Annotated in this window: 21 protein-coding genes; 12 read left to right on the forward strand and 9 right to left on the reverse strand. The window is 47.1% G+C overall.

Features of this window, described 5'->3' with window-relative positions:
* Positions 1 to 44: 44 nt before the first annotated feature.
* Positions 45 to 1,499, reverse strand: a complete 1,455-nt coding sequence (locus C558_RS0111090; RefSeq protein ID WP_018756340.1) for an aminotransferase class I/II-fold pyridoxal phosphate-dependent enzyme — start codon at positions 1,497 to 1,499, stop codon at positions 45 to 47.
* A gap of 138 nt (positions 1,500 to 1,637) precedes the next feature.
* Here C558_RS0111090 and C558_RS0111095 point away from each other — a divergent pair, with 138 nt between their 5' ends.
* From C558_RS0111095 to C558_RS0111120, 6 genes are all read left to right on the forward strand, one after another.
* Positions 1,638 to 2,246, forward strand: a complete 609-nt coding sequence (locus tag C558_RS0111095) for a LysE/ArgO family amino acid transporter (RefSeq protein WP_018756341.1) — start codon at positions 1,638 to 1,640, stop codon at positions 2,244 to 2,246.
* A gap of 119 nt (positions 2,247 to 2,365) precedes the next feature.
* On the forward strand, positions 2,366 to 2,971 hold the full coding sequence (locus C558_RS0111100; protein WP_018756342.1) for a DUF2087 domain-containing protein: 606 nt from the start codon (positions 2,366 to 2,368) through the stop codon (positions 2,969 to 2,971).
* Positions 2,972 to 3,005: 34 nt separating this feature from the next.
* Positions 3,006 to 3,281 carry a hypothetical protein gene (locus C558_RS0111105; RefSeq protein ID WP_018756343.1) on the forward strand — a complete coding sequence of 92 codons (276 nt, stop codon included), beginning with the start codon at positions 3,006 to 3,008 and terminating at the stop codon, positions 3,279 to 3,281.
* 28 nt (positions 3,282 to 3,309) lie between these two features.
* Complete coding sequence (locus tag C558_RS0111110) at positions 3,310 to 3,924, forward strand: HD domain-containing protein (protein ID WP_018756344.1); 615 nt, start codon at positions 3,310 to 3,312, stop codon at positions 3,922 to 3,924.
* Between the two features lie 43 nt (positions 3,925 to 3,967).
* Positions 3,968 to 4,114 (forward strand): hypothetical protein, encoded by a 147-nt coding sequence (locus C558_RS34240; RefSeq protein ID WP_018756345.1) that lies wholly within the window; start codon positions 3,968 to 3,970, stop codon positions 4,112 to 4,114.
* A 321-nt stretch (positions 4,115 to 4,435) separates the two neighbouring features.
* Positions 4,436 to 4,918, forward strand: a complete 483-nt coding sequence (locus C558_RS0111120) for a GNAT family N-acetyltransferase (RefSeq protein WP_026263848.1) — start codon at positions 4,436 to 4,438, stop codon at positions 4,916 to 4,918.
* A 246-nt stretch (positions 4,919 to 5,164) separates the two neighbouring features.
* Here the strand turns inward: C558_RS0111120 and C558_RS0111125 are convergent, their stop codons facing one another.
* The 4 genes from C558_RS0111125 to C558_RS0111140 form a co-directional block, all read right to left on the reverse strand.
* Positions 5,165 to 5,452 (reverse strand): HesB/YadR/YfhF family protein, encoded by a 288-nt coding sequence (locus C558_RS0111125; RefSeq protein ID WP_018756347.1) that lies wholly within the window; start codon positions 5,450 to 5,452, stop codon positions 5,165 to 5,167.
* Positions 5,453 to 5,567: 115 nt separating this feature from the next.
* A complete protein-coding gene (locus C558_RS0111130) occupies positions 5,568 to 7,040 on the reverse strand; it encodes an S-layer homology domain-containing protein (RefSeq protein WP_018756348.1) in 1,473 nt (490 codons plus the stop codon).
* Positions 7,041 to 7,179: 139 nt separating this feature from the next.
* The gene (locus C558_RS0111135) at positions 7,180 to 7,872 is read right to left on the reverse strand and encodes a response regulator transcription factor (RefSeq protein ID WP_018756349.1); all 693 of its coding nucleotides are present in this window, start codon (positions 7,870 to 7,872) and stop codon (positions 7,180 to 7,182) included.
* Entirely contained in the window at positions 7,850 to 9,349 is a 1,500-nt protein-coding gene (locus C558_RS0111140) for a sensor histidine kinase (RefSeq protein ID WP_018756350.1), read from the reverse strand. Before C558_RS0111140 ends, C558_RS0111135 begins: the two co-directional genes overlap by 23 nt.
* 255 nt (positions 9,350 to 9,604) lie before the next feature.
* On the opposite strand from C558_RS0111140, the gene C558_RS0111145 reads away from it, so the two are divergent.
* The 3 genes from C558_RS0111145 (at position 9,605) to C558_RS30865 (ending at position 12,005) form a co-directional block, all read left to right on the forward strand.
* A complete protein-coding gene (locus C558_RS0111145; RefSeq protein WP_018756351.1) occupies positions 9,605 to 9,886 on the forward strand; it encodes a hypothetical protein in 282 nt (93 codons plus the stop codon).
* Positions 9,887 to 10,143: 257 nt separating this feature from the next.
* Positions 10,144 to 11,220, forward strand: a complete 1,077-nt coding sequence (locus C558_RS0111150) for a glycosyltransferase family 4 protein (RefSeq protein WP_425413925.1) — start codon at positions 10,144 to 10,146, stop codon at positions 11,218 to 11,220.
* A gap of 26 nt (positions 11,221 to 11,246) precedes the next feature.
* Entirely contained in the window at positions 11,247 to 12,005 is a 759-nt protein-coding gene (locus C558_RS30865) for a YheC/YheD family protein (protein WP_018756353.1), read from the forward strand.
* 55 nt (positions 12,006 to 12,060) lie between these two features.
* Here C558_RS30865 and C558_RS0111160 read toward each other — a convergent pair whose 3' ends face one another.
* Positions 12,061 to 12,963, reverse strand: coding sequence for a DUF2167 domain-containing protein (locus C558_RS0111160; protein ID WP_018756354.1), 903 nt, complete (start codon positions 12,961 to 12,963; stop codon positions 12,061 to 12,063).
* A gap of 181 nt (positions 12,964 to 13,144) precedes the next feature.
* Between C558_RS0111160 and C558_RS33750 the strand changes: the two genes are divergently transcribed.
* Positions 13,145 to 13,309, forward strand: coding sequence for a hypothetical protein (locus C558_RS33750; protein ID WP_245583778.1), 165 nt, complete (start codon positions 13,145 to 13,147; stop codon positions 13,307 to 13,309).
* A 234-nt stretch (positions 13,310 to 13,543) separates the two neighbouring features.
* A complete protein-coding gene (locus C558_RS0111170; RefSeq protein ID WP_018756356.1) occupies positions 13,544 to 14,590 on the forward strand; it encodes a S66 family peptidase in 1,047 nt (348 codons plus the stop codon).
* A 115-nt stretch (positions 14,591 to 14,705) separates the two neighbouring features.
* On the opposite strand, the gene C558_RS0111175 is transcribed toward C558_RS0111170, so the two are convergent.
* The 3 genes from C558_RS0111175 to C558_RS0111185 are packed head-to-tail and all read right to left on the reverse strand — an operon-like array spanning position 14,706 to position 16,796.
* Positions 14,706 to 15,227, reverse strand: coding sequence for an NAD(P)H-dependent oxidoreductase (locus C558_RS0111175; RefSeq protein ID WP_018756357.1), 522 nt, complete (start codon positions 15,225 to 15,227; stop codon positions 14,706 to 14,708).
* A 54-nt stretch (positions 15,228 to 15,281) separates the two neighbouring features.
* Complete coding sequence (locus C558_RS0111180) at positions 15,282 to 16,112, reverse strand: 1,4-dihydroxy-6-naphtoate synthase (RefSeq protein WP_018756358.1); 831 nt, start codon at positions 16,110 to 16,112, stop codon at positions 15,282 to 15,284.
* Positions 16,113 to 16,796 carry a futalosine hydrolase gene (locus C558_RS0111185; RefSeq protein ID WP_018756359.1) on the reverse strand — a complete coding sequence of 228 codons (684 nt, stop codon included), beginning with the start codon at positions 16,794 to 16,796 and terminating at the stop codon, positions 16,113 to 16,115.
* A 225-nt stretch (positions 16,797 to 17,021) separates the two neighbouring features.
* On the opposite strand from C558_RS0111185, the gene C558_RS0111190 reads away from it, so the two are divergent.
* Positions 17,022 to 17,768 (forward strand): SDR family NAD(P)-dependent oxidoreductase, encoded by a 747-nt coding sequence (locus C558_RS0111190; RefSeq protein WP_018756360.1) that lies wholly within the window; start codon positions 17,022 to 17,024, stop codon positions 17,766 to 17,768.
* The last annotated feature ends 55 nt before the right edge of the window (positions 17,769 to 17,823 follow it).

Raw genomic sequence — 17,823 nt, forward strand, 5'->3', positions numbered from 1 at the left:
ATTATCTGTTATATTATACCAATTACATTCACACAACGGTAAGACTATTCATTCTTCCTATTCAAAATATTCGCTAAAATACGTATCCCTGTCTCCATCTGGTCCATTGAGGCGTAGGCATAAGACAAACGAATATGCTGCGAATCTGCTCGATCATACAAATGACCGGGATTGAGCAGCACCCCTTGTGCTAAAGCTTTATCGAAAAAGGCTTTCATTGAAAAATCAATCGTAATGCGCAGCCAAATATAGAATCCACCAGTTGGCGCCTCCCAAGAGGTCACATCGGATAAATGGGCCGCGAGCAGCCGCAGCATATGATCTCGCCGCACACGCAGTGAAGCTCGAACCTGTTCCAGATGCTTCGCATAAAATCCACCCTCAAGCCACGCCGTCACCGCCCACTGCGACAATGAGCTCGCACCGTAGTCCATCTGCATCTTCAGATCGGCAAGCCGATGAATCACCGCTTCCGGACCGATGATCCAACCGATGCGCAGACCCGCACTAAGCGTCTTGGACATGCTCCCTAGATAGAGTACAGTGCCGCTGTGATCTCGTGACTTGAGCGGCGGCGGCGCTTCTGCATCCAGCCACAGATCCCGGTACACATCGTCTTCGATGATCGGCAGCTGCCGTTGTAGACACAGCTCATACAGCATTTCTCTTCTACGTTCTGACATCACCCTACCTGTCGGATTCTGAAAGCTCGGGATGGTATAGAGAATGGAGCCACGACCCGCTTCCGTATAGTGCCTGATCGGATCAAGTCTGACACCTTCATCATCGAGCGGCAAGGAAGCTAGCTCCATCCCGGCCGATTGGAACACGTGCAGCGACTGGAGGTAGGAAGGGTTCTCCGTCAGTACCGCAGACCCTCTCAGCAGCAGTCCCATCGAGATCAGCTGCAGCGCTTGGAGTGCACCCGAGACGATCAGAATCGATGATGGGGATGCCTCAATGCCGTGCTGCTGCACATATCGGCTGATCTGCACGCGAAGCTCGTACAATCCTTTTGGCTCCGCATAGCCAAGATCCGTCATATGATCAGGGATGGTACGCAGAACTTCCCTCATCATCTCCTGCGGGAAAAATTCAGGAGACGGCTCCCCCGTGCCTAGACGAATGATACCTGGAATGAATTCTGCGTGATTAATCTCTTGAATCGTTGGCAGATTGGGCTCATGAATCCCAGCATTCATATATCGCTCCCAATCCGGAGGAGTTGCCGATGCCATGAGGCTCCAGGTGTTGTTCACGACGACCGTCCCCCTGCCGCTGTTCCCTTGCAGGAGGCCATCGGCTACCAGTTCTGCAAAGGCGCTCACCACCGTACTTCGATTGACACCGAAACTCTTCGCCAGCGCACGTTCGGTCGGAATACGGCTCCCCACCGTCCATTCTCCTTGTGTAATTTTACTGCGGATATAATCAGTAATTTGCCGATAGAGCGGAACCCCATTCCCCCGAACAGGCTTCCAATCGGTATCGAATATCATTTCCGTAACGCCTCCTTTCCCACGTTCTATTCGCTGTTAACTTGGTTGGGTCCGAGCCCAACCATTTGGATGGAGACATGGATCCTGCTCCCCATTAGAATGGTTCATATATTATTAATGAAATGGATATGTTGTTCGTTGTTGGCTTCATTTGTGCATGGATTTCTACTCGCACTAGGTCTTATTCTACCACTTGGCGTGCAGAATGTGTTCGTCTTCAATCAAGGGGCGCTGCAGCCCAAACTCCGGCATGCCTTGCCTGTGGTCATTACCGCTGCACTATGCGACACGCTCTTATTAACGCTCGCCATCCTTGGCGTCTCTGTCCTCATTCTAAGTGTTCCGCTGATCAAAAGTATACTATTAGTCACAGGAGTCCTCTTCCTGCTCTATATGGGTTATGTCACATGGCGCAGTCAGCCATCCGATCGACAAGGGCGTGAGGCGGAGTCTTATTCCGCTCGTAAGCAAATCACCTATGCTCTCTCCGTCTCCTTCCTGAATCCCCACGCACTCATGGATACGGTAGGCGTTATCGGCTCCAGCTCACTAAGTTACTCCGGCACGGAGAAATGGGTCTTCGCCCTCTCCTGCATTCTGGTCTCTTGGGTATGGTTCTTCGCGCTCGCGCTTGCCGGGAGATTCATCGGCTCGCTAAGCTCCTCAGACCGATTCATTCGCTATCTGAACAAAATATCTGCATGCATCATTTGTGCTTCGGCGGTGCTCATGATCTATTTGTGGTAACGTGCAGGGTAAGTAGGAATTTGCTGTTGACAGTAAATTCCTTTTGTTTTATCATCTCTTTTAAAGAATATCTAATTAGATGAACATTAAATTTTATTGAGAGGATGGATTCGCCTTCCATGCAATTAGATAAAGTCGTCCAGTATCACAAAGCCCTTGCTGACCCGACCCGAATTAAAATTCTCATCTTGCTCGCAGACGGAGAGCTGAACGGCCAGGTCCTAGCGGAGAAGCTAAGCGTTACCCCTGCGACCATTACACATCATGCGAGCAAACTACGTGAAGCCAGCCTTATTAACGAGCGCCGGGATAAGAACACGATCTATTTTTCATTAAATGATTATTTCATTAAGAACAGCGCGAGTGCGACCGAAGCGCTCATCTATCGAAGAACGAATACCAAAGGAGAAACTGAAATGCTGGATGAACAACAGTTAAAAGCAAGAGACGCCGTCATTCGGAACTTCTTCACCGAAGATGGCCGATTGAAGCATTTGCCAGGGCAATTGAAGAAGAAATTAATGGTCTTAGAGCATATGGTCTCGAAGCTGGACAAAGGGAAGAAATACACCGAGCCGGAGATCAATGCATTTATTAAGACGTTCCATGAGGATTTTGCTACTATTCGAAGAGAATTTATTATGCATCAGTTCATGTTCCGGGAAAATGAAATCTATGAACTGAATCCAGCCGAGATGTGGGCGCGGTGGGAGAATTTATCTTAAGTGTCCTTCACGACAGAAAGGTAGAGGTGAGTTGATGAGAATCAATCTACGTATCCTGAATCTCTCTGCTTGGATAGTTCTGCTTACGATCATCATTGTTCCAGGCAAAGTGTACACGGCAGGTATTTTGCGAACGGAATTTGGATTCCCGTTTCGTTTTTTTGTAGAGTATCACAATAAAGTGAATGAGAGCCATGTTTGGTTCCTTCGCGGGATTCGTATTGACCTGCTCTATTTTATATTCGATGTCTTGATCATTTACGGGATCCTTCATGGGCTGTTGTATATCTTATCGAGAGCAAAAAAGTGAGAAGCTTCTACCTTAAAGGGGGTATCCTATGAAATCCGCCTACAATTCCTTGGTGATCGAACCGTTATCGGGAAATCTCCGGAACGACATCGTCAATTTCTTAAGGAATAATGGCTGTCCGAAGACGGCCGAACATAGTATTAGAGTTGGGAATGAAGCTAGAAAAATTGCTGGCCAATTTCTTGCTAGCATCGCGTCAGCCGAAATCGCCGGTTATTTGCATGATATTAGTGCCGTATTTGCAAACGATGTGAGGATTCAGGTTTCTCGCGACCTTGGGATTGAAGTGCTGCCTGAAGAAGAGACATTGCCGATGATTATTCATCAGAAAATCTCCAAAGAAATGGCTAGAGATATTTTTCATATTCAAGATCAAGAAATCCTGGATGCCATCGGTTGTCATACGACCCTGAGAAAAAATGCAACGCTGTTAGACAAGGTTCTATTTGTTGCAGATAAAATTGAATGGGACCAAGCAGGAAGTCCACCTTATTTGAATCAAATTTTGCCGCATTTGGACCATTCGTTGGATCATGCAGCTTTCGAATATATTGATTATCTGTGGCGTCAAAAAGAGAAACTGCGCGTCATTCATCCCTGGCTTAGGGATGCGTATGACGAGTTGAGAGAGAAGATTGAATAGTTGATCGAGATAAACAAATTCACGATAGAAAGGTGTGCCTGATATGAATGAGTTATTTTTCATCCTATTCATCGTCGTTATCGCAGCGATCCTCGGGAATCAATATGCAACGATCAAGCGATTGGAAGGTCTGCAAAAATCATTAGATGAGATCAACGAAAAGCTGAAGAAGGATGAGGATGATCGCTAGGGACAAATCAATGTCCAAGAAATTGATCCGGTCACCATTATTCATAGCCTCATACGCTCCTATATTGGAATTTATCCACTAACTTTAGCCTGCATCAACCAACTTCGTGCGCTATGGTGGATTTCTGCACTAACTTCGGGTGAATTCACCACAATTGAACCGTTATAAGCCTGCTACCGTGCGAGAATCCATTATAGGCAACAGATCAAGGATGATTCCACTTTCTATCCTACCTGGAATACAGTGTAGCTATGCATGACGATGTTCATCACCCAATATCATTTATTTGTATATCGAATTTATGTTGAAAGCAGGAAGCCTATGAATATTAAACTCGTTCCCACCACACGAGATAACTGGCGAGAAGCCATGCAATTACAAGTTCATCAGGAGCAGTCTCCTTATGTAGCTTCGGTTGTCGTATCGTTAGCCAAGGTACATATTCGGCCCGACGGAGAACAATATGATTATGCGCCGTTCAACATATACAATGCCGAAGATCGCTTAATCGGATTTATCATGACCGCTGTTGACGACACGACCACATGGTCTTATTGGTTGACTGGATTCATCATTGATGCGATGGAGCAAGGAAAAGGGTACGGTAAGGCAGCATTGCAAGCTGCGATCGATCATATTCGGACGCAATTTCCGCAGAGTCAGCGGGTGAATTTAACGGCGCACGCGGATAATACGAGGGCGAGAAGACTCTATGAGAAGTTCGGATTCACCGAAACGGGTGAAGTATATGACGGGGAAGTTGTATATCGGTATGATCTTGATCATCCAGATAGTGATGCTTAGATCTCGATGTGATACAGGTATTTTGCGAGTCATAGTATAATGCCTCCATCGTCCTCTAAAGTACAGGGCGCTTCTCGTACTCAATAACTGTTTTTTGGCAATTATTTCGAGAGCGAAGCTCCATGGCCTGCTCAATAACTGCTTTTTGGCAGTTATTTCGACTGCGGGGCAACTTCCTGCTTACAAGAAAAAGGATAGGGACCCAGCCGATGCTGAATCTCTATCCTTTCTTATTTCATACGAAATCTATACGACTTCCAGTGCGATATCGTCATTCTTCTCATCGTACACGATGTGAAGCTCTTTATGTCCTAAATACCACATATTATCATCCTCAATATAGAACCGGATGCCTTCCACGACTTCTGAGAGCGCAGGATTTACTGGCTTATCTTGCATCACACCCAGCGATAGACCGGGCACCACACTGCCACAACCGCCCATTCGCACGAATATTCTCAAATTATCGCCATCCGATAAAGACATTTCTCTTTTGTACCAACGAGCTGCGGGTGCTTCCACTATCATTCTCATCGCTACTCTCCCCTTTCCCATATTATGATTTTATTTTATCACAAATGAACGGGGTCGTCCTTTACCTTCCTGTCAAATGTTTGAACGCGCGAATTGGTCAGATTGTCGGTATGAATTACTTCGTCGTGAATGTTACCCCAGTTGCCGTAGCCCATGCACCTACAGGTGTTACGGTATACGTCGTTCCTGCCGTTAGTTTGCCATTCTGAGTGAGATCAAATACACCCACTGCACCTTTACGGCTGGAATATTTGTAGGTTGCAACGAGCTTATCCCCGTTCGGTGCGGTCAATGTCACGCTGCGGCCAGAGAATAACTCATCACCTGGGTCTTGCGCCAAGATCACGTTGATCGAAGTCTCACTAGTTGCTTCGGCATTCGTCACTTGAAGGGCTTCGAAGGACGTTGCCACAAACGTTGGATTCGCAATATTCGCCCAATCCGAATTTACCGTGTATTTCACGCCTGGTGTCAGTGTCTGTCCTTCCGGAAGACGGAATTTCGGCTCCTGCTTCCCATCCGTCGATTGTGTGAACGGCACGTATTTCGCTATGATCGGTTGTCCGCCTTCTGGCGTGATTGTCACTTGTCTTGCTTGCATCGAAGAGATGATTTGATACGTTTTACCATCCGCTTGCTCCTGATCGTTCAATACGAATGCATTCGCTCCACGGCCGCCGCTGTATGCAGAGATAATATAGCCATAGTCGACCACACCATTCGCTTTCAACGCTTCAATCTCGAACATATCGCTTGTTACCTGGCTGACTGTCGTCATATCCAATTTCGTCGCATTTCCTGTAAAAGAGCCAGATGGCTGACCTTTATAGGCTAAATTATAAGTCGTGCCTGCTTTTTGAACGGAAGTCGGGACGATATACGTCGCGATCGAACCCGTCTTCAGACGCGGCATGTTCGTCAATGTCAGGCCGTCATTGAATGCGAAATCTTCTTTCGCCTTCGCGAACACTTCATCCGTTGCGGTTAGTGGTTTATCGAAGGTAACGATCAATGTAATCGCATTTAAGGAACGAACACTTGTAATTTTCGCATCTGCTGAAGGAATGGCCTGACGTGCTGTTGCTAACAAGTAAGCGACTTCGCCGCGATTTGCGCTGCTATCTGCTGCGAAGAATGCGTTCATCCAGTGATTCACGGATTTCACATCGCGTTTCAACGCTTTAGATACCACTTGAACCAACTCTGTATCGGTTACCGTACCACTAGGATTAAATTGGCCATTTGCTGCTTCCATGATGCCAAGGCCTACAATTTCACTCGCATAATCCGCGTACCATGCATTCGGATTGACGTCCGTTAATACTGCTGTGTTCTCTGCTGTACCTTCGAGATTGAAGGTCTTCACGACCATTTTAGCGAGTTCTGCGCGCGTGATTAGCTTCTGCTGTCCCATCGAGTGATCTGCATAACCTTGCATAACACCTATCTTGCTTAATGTATTGATAGCGGATTGAATATCTTGATCGGTTAACGCCGCTTGTGCGTTAAGCACCGCGTAAGGAATTGTTGTCGCGCCAATGGCAGCTGCCAGCAGCATCGCTGCGATTTTTTTCGATATCTTATTCATGAATGATTTCCTCCTCATAACAGTTGTTGTTGCCTATACCTGTATGATAGAGGATAGAGATTAACACCCAAGAAACGAATGATTAACAAAATCTAAACTGGCGATTAATTTTTTCGAAACAAGCTGAGTCTTCCCTGCATTACACGGTAAAACGATACCCTGCACCCCACACGGTCTCGATATATTGCGGGTTCGATGGATCAACCTCCAGCTTCTCGCGCAGCTTGCGAACATGCACGGTCACAGTCGCAATATCTCCACTCGAATCAAGGCCCCAGATCCGCTCGAACAGATCTTCTTTGCTGAAAACACGGTTCGGATTGCTCGCGAGAAATGCCAGTAGATCAAATTCTCTGTTCGTAATCGCGACCTCCTTGTTGCGGACGAATACTCTGCGCGAGGCTCTGTCGATGAACAAACCGCGAATATGAATCTCATCCTGTGCACTCGGCTTCTGCTTACCAAGCAGACGCTCATACCTTGTCAGATGGGCTTTCGCCCTGGCAACCAATTCGCTCGGACTGAACGGCTTCGTAATATAATCATCCGCCCCGAGATTGAAGGCACGGATTTTATCAATTTCTTCTTTCTTCGCGGATACGATCAAGATCGGAACTTCCTTCGCTTCCCGAATGCGGCGGCATAATTCGAACCCATCCATTCCTGGCAGCTGCAAGTCGATAATGATTAGACTGTAGTCTTCTTGCAGTGCACGCTGCATCCCTTCATTCCCGGTATGGCACAGATCCACCACGAACCCATTCAGTTCGAAATAATCCCGCTCCAGCTGTGCAATGGTCGTCTCATCCTCAATGATTAGAATTCGTGTCATCCAGCTCCATGCCTCCCTCGTTCATTAACCGTTTCAATGTGAAAAATATGCTCGTGCCTTCGCCTTCCTGACTTGCCGCCCAGATCGAACCGCCATGTCCTTCAATAATTTGACTTGCAATCGCAAGTCCTAAGCCGCTTCCGCCCGTTGCGGAATTGCGTGAAGACTCGGCACGATAGAACCGCTCGAAAATATGTGGCAGCGCATCCTGTGGGATACCCCTACCGTTATCCGTTATTTCCACCGTGACGGTGTCGGCAGTTGGCATAAGCGATACTCGGATTTCCTTTTGCGGCTTATCCATATATTTGAGCGAGTTACCGATGATATTCAGCACCGTCCGCTTTAATTTCTCAAGATCGGCAATGACCAAGACCTCGCCCGCTTCGTGCTGATTCCAGGTGATCCCAACACCCTGATCTTCCAGGTCATAACGTAGCTCTTCGATGCAATCGTCCAGGAAGCGCACGATATTGACTGGCTCGAAGGTGAACGGCACTTGATTCAGATCCAATTTGGAATAGAGGAATAACTCATCCACCAGTTTATCCATATCGACTGCCTTGGCATAGATGATATTGACGTACTTCTCCATTTTCTCTGGCGTATCCGCAACACCGTCGCGAATGCCCTCGATATACCCTTTAATATTCGTGATTGGCGTTCGCAGGTCATGCGAGATATTCGAGATTAACTCTTTCCGATTCTCCTCATATTGCAGCTGCAGCTGTACCGATTCTTGCAGCCGTTGCCTCATACTCTCGAAGGCCCCGCTAAGTTGCCCCATCTCATCCTTCGAATGGAGATTCAGTTCGAATTGCAGATTGCCATCCTTAATACGTTCCGCAGAGTCACGAAGCAGGTGAAGCGGCTTGATCACGCTGCGCGTCAGCCAACGATAGAGCAATATATTCGCTATGACTAAGACACCGACCAGTATAATCGATAGGATCGGGAGTAGATTACGTACGACTTCGGCAAAAGGACTCCGTTCTCGAATGACGAACACGCCGCCCTTGGTCCCGTCCTTGAACATAAAGTCAAACTTGGCATAAGCATAGAATCGGGCTCCAATATTGAATGTGCTGCGGATTTTACTGTTCCCCAGGTCGTACGGCGGGAGCGCCTGCTTCAATTCGGGCTGATTGAACGTCAGAGATTCATAGATTTGATCACTTTCATGCCGGACATAAAGTCCTGATTTCTCAGCGCGCAGCTTAAAATCATAATCCCGCAGCAGCGCCTTGTTCTGCAATTCATCAGGATCATTTTTGGCCAAATACTTCAAATCGAGGAAGATCGACTCCCCCTGTTCCGTCAAGGGATTGATCTGGTAATGCACTTTATAGAAATCCCGGAAACTGTGCACATCCCCGGTCGATGCAATCGTAAAGAGCGCAGCGGTAAGCACGATCATGAGCAGGCTAATGACCAGCATGCCTGTATAGGACAGTAATAATTTAATACGGATCGACATGATCTCACCTTCTCACGCGCATAGTTAGTCCACATCTTATCATAAGCAATGATCGTTTGCTATTTCGAATAATAGAACCTCAGGCTGCTCAGGCCTGAGGTTCTATCTCTTCAAAGCTTAAATTCACGGGGTGTTCCGGAAGCTCATTTGATTGTTCATAGAAGGTAGTTGAACATAGTCGCTTGCGGGATTATAATAACATCGGGTATATTTACCTATAACCTATGACTTTCGTACCTGGAGCGATCAGATCAGATGATGTGGACAATCATATTTTTTATTGGATTAGGAATATTCTGCGCAAGCCTCGGCTTTCTGCTTCATGCCGTGCTAGAACGAAATAGTAGAAGACTTCTATTTGCGATTCTAACTGCTGTCAGCTACTGTGTTCTACTGTATGGGGGCATGCAAGCCATTGATGAATATAAGATGCGCCATGCCATCAAAGAACAAGCGACGATCAATACACTGAAAGAACTCACGACAAAGACCACGAAGAGCACGGCTGGAGGCACCTCCAGCTCACCCCAAAAATAATATGTTCGATTCTACGGCAACCCTTCTCCGAAAAAACGCATTCGGAACCGGTTGCCGTTATTTGCATGTCCTCCCTCTCCGCATGAGCCCATGTTGTTCAATGGTAGACTTCAGCCCGCTCAGCCCTCTACGCAGGTACATATGATATTTCAGTTGAAGCGCCCTACGAGCGTACAACAGGCGCGGAAAGTCTAGCCGAAGGAGGTGCACCCATTAAAATTCTTATTGTCGCCCCTGAACAAATTCCTGTCCCACCGATCAAAGGTGGTTCCGTAGAAATTTGTATTCTTGCCATCGCTCGTCGCCTGGCTAAATCGCATAAAGTGACCGTCATCAGTAAGAAAACGCCCAAGTACCCAAATAAGACGCAAGACGGTAACCTTACCATAGAACGTGTCGATTCCGGCTCACCTACCAAATATTTGAAAGCTGTCCTAGACAAAATCAAGGGCAGGCATTTTGATGTGATTCAGGTCGATAACCGACCACGCTTCTTGCCAAAAATCAAAAAAATGTTCCCGCATATCCCGCTTTCATTATTCCTTCACTCTCTAACCTTTGTCAGCTCGTCCCAGATTCCTCGTCAAGAAGCCGCTCATTGCATGCAATATGCCGATTTGATTATCGCGAACAGCCAATCATTAAAGTCAGAGCTCCTCGTGCGTTATCCAAAGATCAAAAATAGAATCAAAGTTGTATATCTCGGCACAGACGTCCATCGCTTCAGACCTCCGACAGATAAGGAGCGAAGTTCTGTTCGCGCGAAGCTTGGCGTGTCAGGCGCGTATGTGGTGGCCTTTGCGGGTCGAATCATTCCGCGGAAAGGCTTACCCGTACTTATTCGCGCTATACATCATGCTAAGAAGTCGGTTCCGAACTTACAACTCCTTGTCGCAGGGAATACACAACGCAAAGGCTATGGCGCCCAAGTGAAGAAGCTTGCTGCGCAGCTAAAAGTACCGATGAAAATGGCCGGATACTATGCCCATAAACGCATGCATCAATTCTATTGGGCAGGAGACTGCTTCGTCTGTCCTTCCCAGAAGCATGAAGCCTTCGGACTCGTCAATATCGAGGCCATGGCATCCGGTCTGCCCGTTGTCGCATCTGACATCGGAGGGATTCGCGAGATCATCCGCCATGAAAAGAACGGTATCCTCATTAGACGATTCCATGAGCCTTCAGCCTTTGCCACAGCCATTCAGCGTCTTGCCAGTCAACATAAATTCGCCAAGTCCATCCGTCGCACCGGACTTACCCATGTCAAAAAACAGTTCAGCTGGCAAGGAACGGCGGACCGCTTAATCAAGCTGTACACTAAACATCAGACCTAACTAGAGCGTTAGAGAAAGGAGCTCAGATGTCACGTTATATCTCAAGCAAATGGAAGAAAACACTGGCCCTGTTAAAAGACAACCAATTGCGAGCAATTATTCCTACGACGGTGAGGTTCAACGAACAGAATTTGAATACGATGCTGAAGAAGTATGCGATGCTCTATGTCAAACCGGAGAACGGCTCATTCGGCAAAGGTGTCATACGCGTTGAGAAACATCAGAAGCATTTTCAGTACCAATCCAAAGAAAAAATATATAAATTCAACACGTATAACTTGATGTACGATGCACTGAAAAAGATGATAGGTAAGCGATCCTATTTAATTCAGACGGGCATTGAACTGCTCAAACACCAGAAACATGCCTTTGATCTACGTGTGATGGTGCAACTTAATCCCAAACATCAATGGGAAACGACTGGCATTATCGGGCGAGTAGCCGCACCGAAAAAAATCGTAACGAACTATCATAGCGGAGGGACACCGAAGCCGCTCGAACCTCTGTTAAGCCCCTATTTGTCGAAGGACGATTTACGTAAGAAGACCGTCGAACTGAACCGAATTGGCGTCCGTACAGGCCAAGCGATGCAGCGTAACTTCGCGGGCGTCTGTGAGCTTGGGGTGGATATCGGATTGGATGGGGCGCGTAGACCATGGATATTTGAGGTGAATACATCACCGGATCGGTATATTTTCAAGAAACATCCGAATAAAGCCATTTTCCGTAAAATTATGTCCTATGCAAAATCTTATGAGGCGAGAACGAAGAAAAAGAAGAAATAACACTCTTTCGTACAAAAGGGAGGCTCGACAAGAGCCCCCTTTATTAATAGCTAGACTATGGCGCTTCCGAGACTGGTGCTTCTTCCTCTGCTTTCTTCGTCGATCGGCGTCTAATGAAATTCCATATTGCTACAGGAATCGCAATGACCAGGAACCAAGCCTTCTTCAAGAAAACGAGTCCCAAGGCCAGAAGTCCCACCTTCTTCGCGACCGCGATCCCCGCAGCGCCAAGAATCAATCCCGACAACCCATATTCTGCGGTCTTGTCTACACTTGCATCATATTCTTCATATTTCGCACCGGATTTGAAGCTGAAATTTGGAAGGATTTTATCTTCCAATTCTTTCTTATCGTGTGCCAAGTTCGCTGGATCCGATATGAGCACAGCGGATACATAGCCTTCTTTGGACAACAGGCGAACATTATAATTAATAAACTTCTCATTATTGGAATCATGCCCCAGCAGCGACCATGACAAATGATGCGACTTGTCATCATAGAACGGCGCTACATCCCATCCATCCACGTACAATTTTTGGCTATCTTCTAGCGTCTTGTTGTTCTCTTCCGTTCCTTCTTTGTAACTCTTTAGAATACCGTCGGCATCGATGTCCTCTTTCTCGTCATCAACGATATGGCCTGGTTCATCGTATTCGAAGATAACCGCCCAGCCCGCTTTCTCATCCATCGGGAAGACGGATCCAATCTCTTTATTCGTTGCGTAACCATTGTATTTCTGCTGCATTTTTTGAGTATCTTCGGCACCTAAGAACACCATCTCTTTGTCCAAGTTCAGCGAAGCCAAGTTGCTGCCAAGATCAACAGCCGCACCTCCTGGAATCCAGTTGTACGTGTTTCCTGCCTCCTCAGCCCATGCTGCAGTTGATCCAAATACCGTCCCCAATGCCACGACGAACGCAAGGATCAGGTAAGGTATTGATCGCCTTGTTGCTTCCATTCATATTCTCTCCTTTTCTAGAAAAAAGTACCAACGTATTATAGACGAGTATGAAATTATGCGTCAAGAGGACTATGTTCCTAGATGACGTAAGTCGGATAGGTCTTTAGTGGCAGATTATGGTATGATGGGGAGCAAGACCAATAGCCTTTTTACATACCGGAGAGAGGAAGCCATACAAATGATGAATTTACGAAACATGGTGATCGGACTTGCTTCGGATCAAGTCGCATTACAGCTCATTCAGCATTGGGAATACGACGCTGGCACACCCACCTTCTGGCGGGCTAGCTCCAATTTTGCAGACATCTCGGGTAAAAATAGACCAATTCCTGAAGGGATATAAATCTATTCGCGCATTGGATGAAGAACTCATCGGGCAGTTCCCACTTTTTCTTAGATTCTCCCGGCTATATACATTTGCTAGAATTCTTCGATCACTTGAAGATAGTGATATGAACCCAGAAGAAGCAACCGATTGGTATGAGGGTTTAAAGCTTAAACTGATTGCGAGCAACACAAATAAAAGACTACAATTTGGCAACGCCTGGCCTACCCAACTTATAAAGGAGTGAAGTCTATGACGAAGCAAATCATCTTTCCTAAACCTCTTACGCAAGGCGATACGATTGCTGTAACCGCGCCTTCAAGCGGCGTAACTGCGGATCTGCATCCGCTCTTACATAAGACCCGCAGCCATATGGAACAGATTGGATTTAACATCAAAGAGGGAGAAACGATTTGGACCCATAACAAATGCGTCAGCGCACCACAAGAAGTAAGAGCTCGCGAGCTGATGGATTTCCTAATGCATCCGAACATCCAGGCGATCATTCCGCCATGGGGCGGCGAATTCCTGATGGATATCCTTCCACTGCTCGATTGGGAACAATTGAAGCAAGCCCCTCCGAAATGGGTGCTCGGCTACTCCGATATTAGCACGTTCTTATTCGCTTACACGTTACGCACAGGTGTAGCAACGGCGCATGGCCCGAACTATGTAGACTTAAGCACGGATCCATTAGATCCCTTAACCGCACGTTGGCTCACAGTGCTCGGTAACCCTAAAGGCTCTGCAGTTGAGCAAGTCTCATCCAAGCACTATCAATCGGCATGGAATCATGAAGTACCCGGGTTCAATCTGGATACGAAGTCAGAATGGAAATCCCTCACCGGAGGCGCAACGACTTCTTCAACACCTGAGATTTCCTTCACAGGTCGATTAATCGGCGGTTGCATGGATACGATCTCCATTCTGATCGGGACGCCATACGCCCCTGTTCAGCAATTCGTTCAAGACTACTGCCGTGAATCTGGTGTCATCTGGTATCTGGAGAGCTGTGAGATGAACGCCGCCGATATCTATCGCCATCTCTGGCAGATGAAGCAGTGCGGCTGGTTCGAGCACGCGAAAGGCATTCTGATCGGCAGACCTGCTGGATATTCATCGATACAAAATTTTGAATTAACCGATGCCCTCACCGCTGCACTAGGCGATCTTGGGGTCCCGGTCTTATATGATACGGATATCGGCCACATGCCGCCCCAACTGACGCTCATTAATGGCGCACTCACCACAGTTACCTATCAAGAAGGCCAAGGTAAGGTCGTCATGTCATTTGAATAACAAGCTTACCTATGTCAAATAGGCCTCACTTTTTAACACATCATGGTGTGGAATTCACCAAAAAGGAGACCAAGATCAATCTTGGTCTCCTTCTTAATTCTCATATATCCCATTCCTATGGCTTTGTAATATATGCCACATAATCTCTTGCGCTGGCTTGGATCGCTTCATCCGTTGCCCCCAGTGCGCCGTGGTAAATAAATGCCGGCTTGTACACCGTCCCAATCAAATTACTCGTGGCTAGGAATGGCTTCAGCAGCTCACTCATCGAAAAGTGATTGCCGCCGCCGGCTTGATATTTGCCCGCTTCACTTCCCGTGGACACTGCCAGAATCAGCTCTTTGCCATGCAGCTTATTGCCTTCGGCCCCGTAGGCCCATCCATAGGTCAATACCTCATCTTGCCACTTCTTTAAGAGTGGCGGAGAACTGTACCAATAGAATGGAAACTGTAATACAATCCGATCATGTGCAAGACATAATTCCTGCTCACGTTCGACATCAATCTTCTCATCCGGATACTCTTTGTAGAGTTCATTAATTGAAACGTTATGTTGTCTTTCTAGTGCGCTTAACCACGCTGCATTCACACGCGATCCTTCAATATTGGGATGTGCAATGTTCACAAGAATTTTCATATCTAAGCTGTCTCCTTTTCCCTCTCGTTGCATCAAAAGTGTATCTTATCATAATTAGCGTAATAACGCTGGATCTATTCGAGGTACAAGCCCTTCATCCGCAGCGCGTGTTAGTAAAGCGGTGATCGCCGCATAACCGTCTTCCCCTAAGTTCGCTGTAAACTTATTCACATAGAGATCGATATGCGCTGCCGCCACCTCAGGCGATAATTCTTGCGCATGCTGAAGGATATACGCCCGGGATACCTCTGGATGCGCCCATGCGTATTCGACAGAAGCCTTAATCCAACCGGCTAGAGATTCCAAGTCCATCGATCTGCGCGCAATTATCGCACCAAGGGGGATCGGCAACCCCGTATCTGTCTCCCACCACTGCCCTAAATCCGTCATCAATGATAAGCCGTAATTGGGATAGGTGAAGCGCGCCTCATGAATCACGAGACCTGCATCCATCTGGCCGTCTCGTACGGCTGGCATAATCTGATCGAACGGCATAACGACAATTTCCCCTAGACCCCCAGGCACATGATCGGCTGCCCAAAGTCGGAACAATAAGTAAGCTGTTGACCGATCACTTGGGACAGCGATTCTTTTACCAGACAACGATGCTGGATCTGATCCGCCACCCTTCATAAGCACAAGCGGACCGCAGCCCCGCCCAAGCGCACCGCCGCACGGGAGCAATGCGTAATCTTTAAGTAGCCAAGGCAATGCAGCATACGAAATTTTGAGCACGTCGGGCCCTTCGCCTCTTGCTGCCAAATGATTCGTAATATCAATATCCGCATACATTACTTCAAGTTCTGGTGCGCCTGGAATCAATCCATGCACCCAAGCATGAAAGACAAATGTATCATTGGGACAAGGTGAAAATGCAATTTCCATTTATAATACCTCCTCTAATCGAGCACTAGCCAAAGTCAAGGCATTCAACGCTTCTGGAATCCGCCAAGCATCACGATTGCGCGGACCAATGCTGTTCGAAATCGAGCGGAGCTCAAGCACAGGAATGCCATAAGCCGCTGCAGCTGCAGCAACGCCGTACCCTTCCATCGCTTCAGCAACAGCTGTTGGGAACCGAGTCTCGAGCGATTCAGCTGTCTCCTGTGTCCCCGTAACCGTCGATAAGGTTAGAATCATACCTGCTTGTACCGATAAATCGGCTGCACGCAGCCCTTCAGTCACCCGCTCCACCAGCGAATCATCCACTGCAATTCGTGCCGTTCCAAACCCGAGCTCGTCCACTGAAATAAACCCATCCGCAGACTCAGCACCAAGATCCGCAGCGATAATCGCGTTCGACACGACCAAGGAACCTATCGCAGCGCGACCCACGAATCCCCCCGCGATGCCTGCGTTCACAACCATATCGTAGGTCGCTGCTTGAAGTGCCTTCGTTGTGTTAATCGCAGCCTGTACAGAGCCTACACCTGCCACACATACATCGAACCGCTGATGATCTTGGAGTCCGCGTAGCACGGCTTGTCTTTCGGCTTCGACCGAGGTCATGATTAGAACACGTAATTTCTGTTCTGCTATCGCACCATCTTCATTATGATGTGTCATCATTTTCCAATCTCCTTTATACCTTCTACTCCCTACAACCATATATAAATAGGGTATCATGCTTTGTCTCCATTTGAAAACGAATCTGAAGTTGTGATCATTTTAATTGACATTCTGTAAAATACTTCACAAAACAATCACAAAGATGTATAATACAAGTAGGGACCCGATCCAATGATATCGCTTGCAGGCAAATCATACATTCTAAAGATAAGAAGGTTGATCTTCATGGGACGTTTAACAGGTAAAGTAGCTATTATTACCGGAGCAGCAACAGGAATGGGCGCATCTGAAGCGATGCTCTTCGCACAAGAAGGCGCTAAGGTTGTAGCAACAGACATCCAAGAAACACATTTGCACGAGCTTATCACGAAAATCAAAGCAAACGGTGGCGAAGCTATCGGGCTAAAACATAACGTAACATCTGAAGAAGAATGGAAACATGTCATTCAAGAAACAATTAACCACTACGGTAAGATTGATATTCTGGTCAATAACGCTGGTGTCGCTTCACCAAAAACGATCGAGCATATGGAAATGAATGAATGGAATCGTATTTTGGATATCAACCTCAATGGTTGTGTCATCGGTATGAAATATGTTATTCCTGAAATGAAAAAAGCAGGCGGCGGCTCGCTCGTTAACATCTCTTCCATCGGCGGTATCGTCGGTATGGCCGGAACAAGCCCTTACACAGCTGCCAAAGGCGCACTTCGTACCTTGTCGAAATCCGCTGCCGTAGATTATGGTAAGGATAAGATCCGCGTGAACTCCGTACATCCAGGTATTATCGTAACACCAATGACGGAGGAATCATTCAAATCGGCTGAACCATACTACCGTACGTTCACACAGCTTCCATACTTCGGTAATCCAGAAGACGTTGCTTACGGCGTGCTCTTCTTGGCATCCGATGAATCCCGTTTCATGACGGGTGCAGAGCTTGTTATTGACGGTGGATGGACAGCGATCTAAATCGAATATCAATCAAAAATAAGCCCCCGTCCACGTTGGATGAGGGCTCTCTCGC

Source organism: Paenibacillus terrigena DSM 21567, from assembly GCF_000374845.1.
Classification (GTDB): Bacteria; Bacillota; Bacilli; order Paenibacillales; family Paenibacillaceae; genus Paenibacillus_K; species Paenibacillus_K terrigena.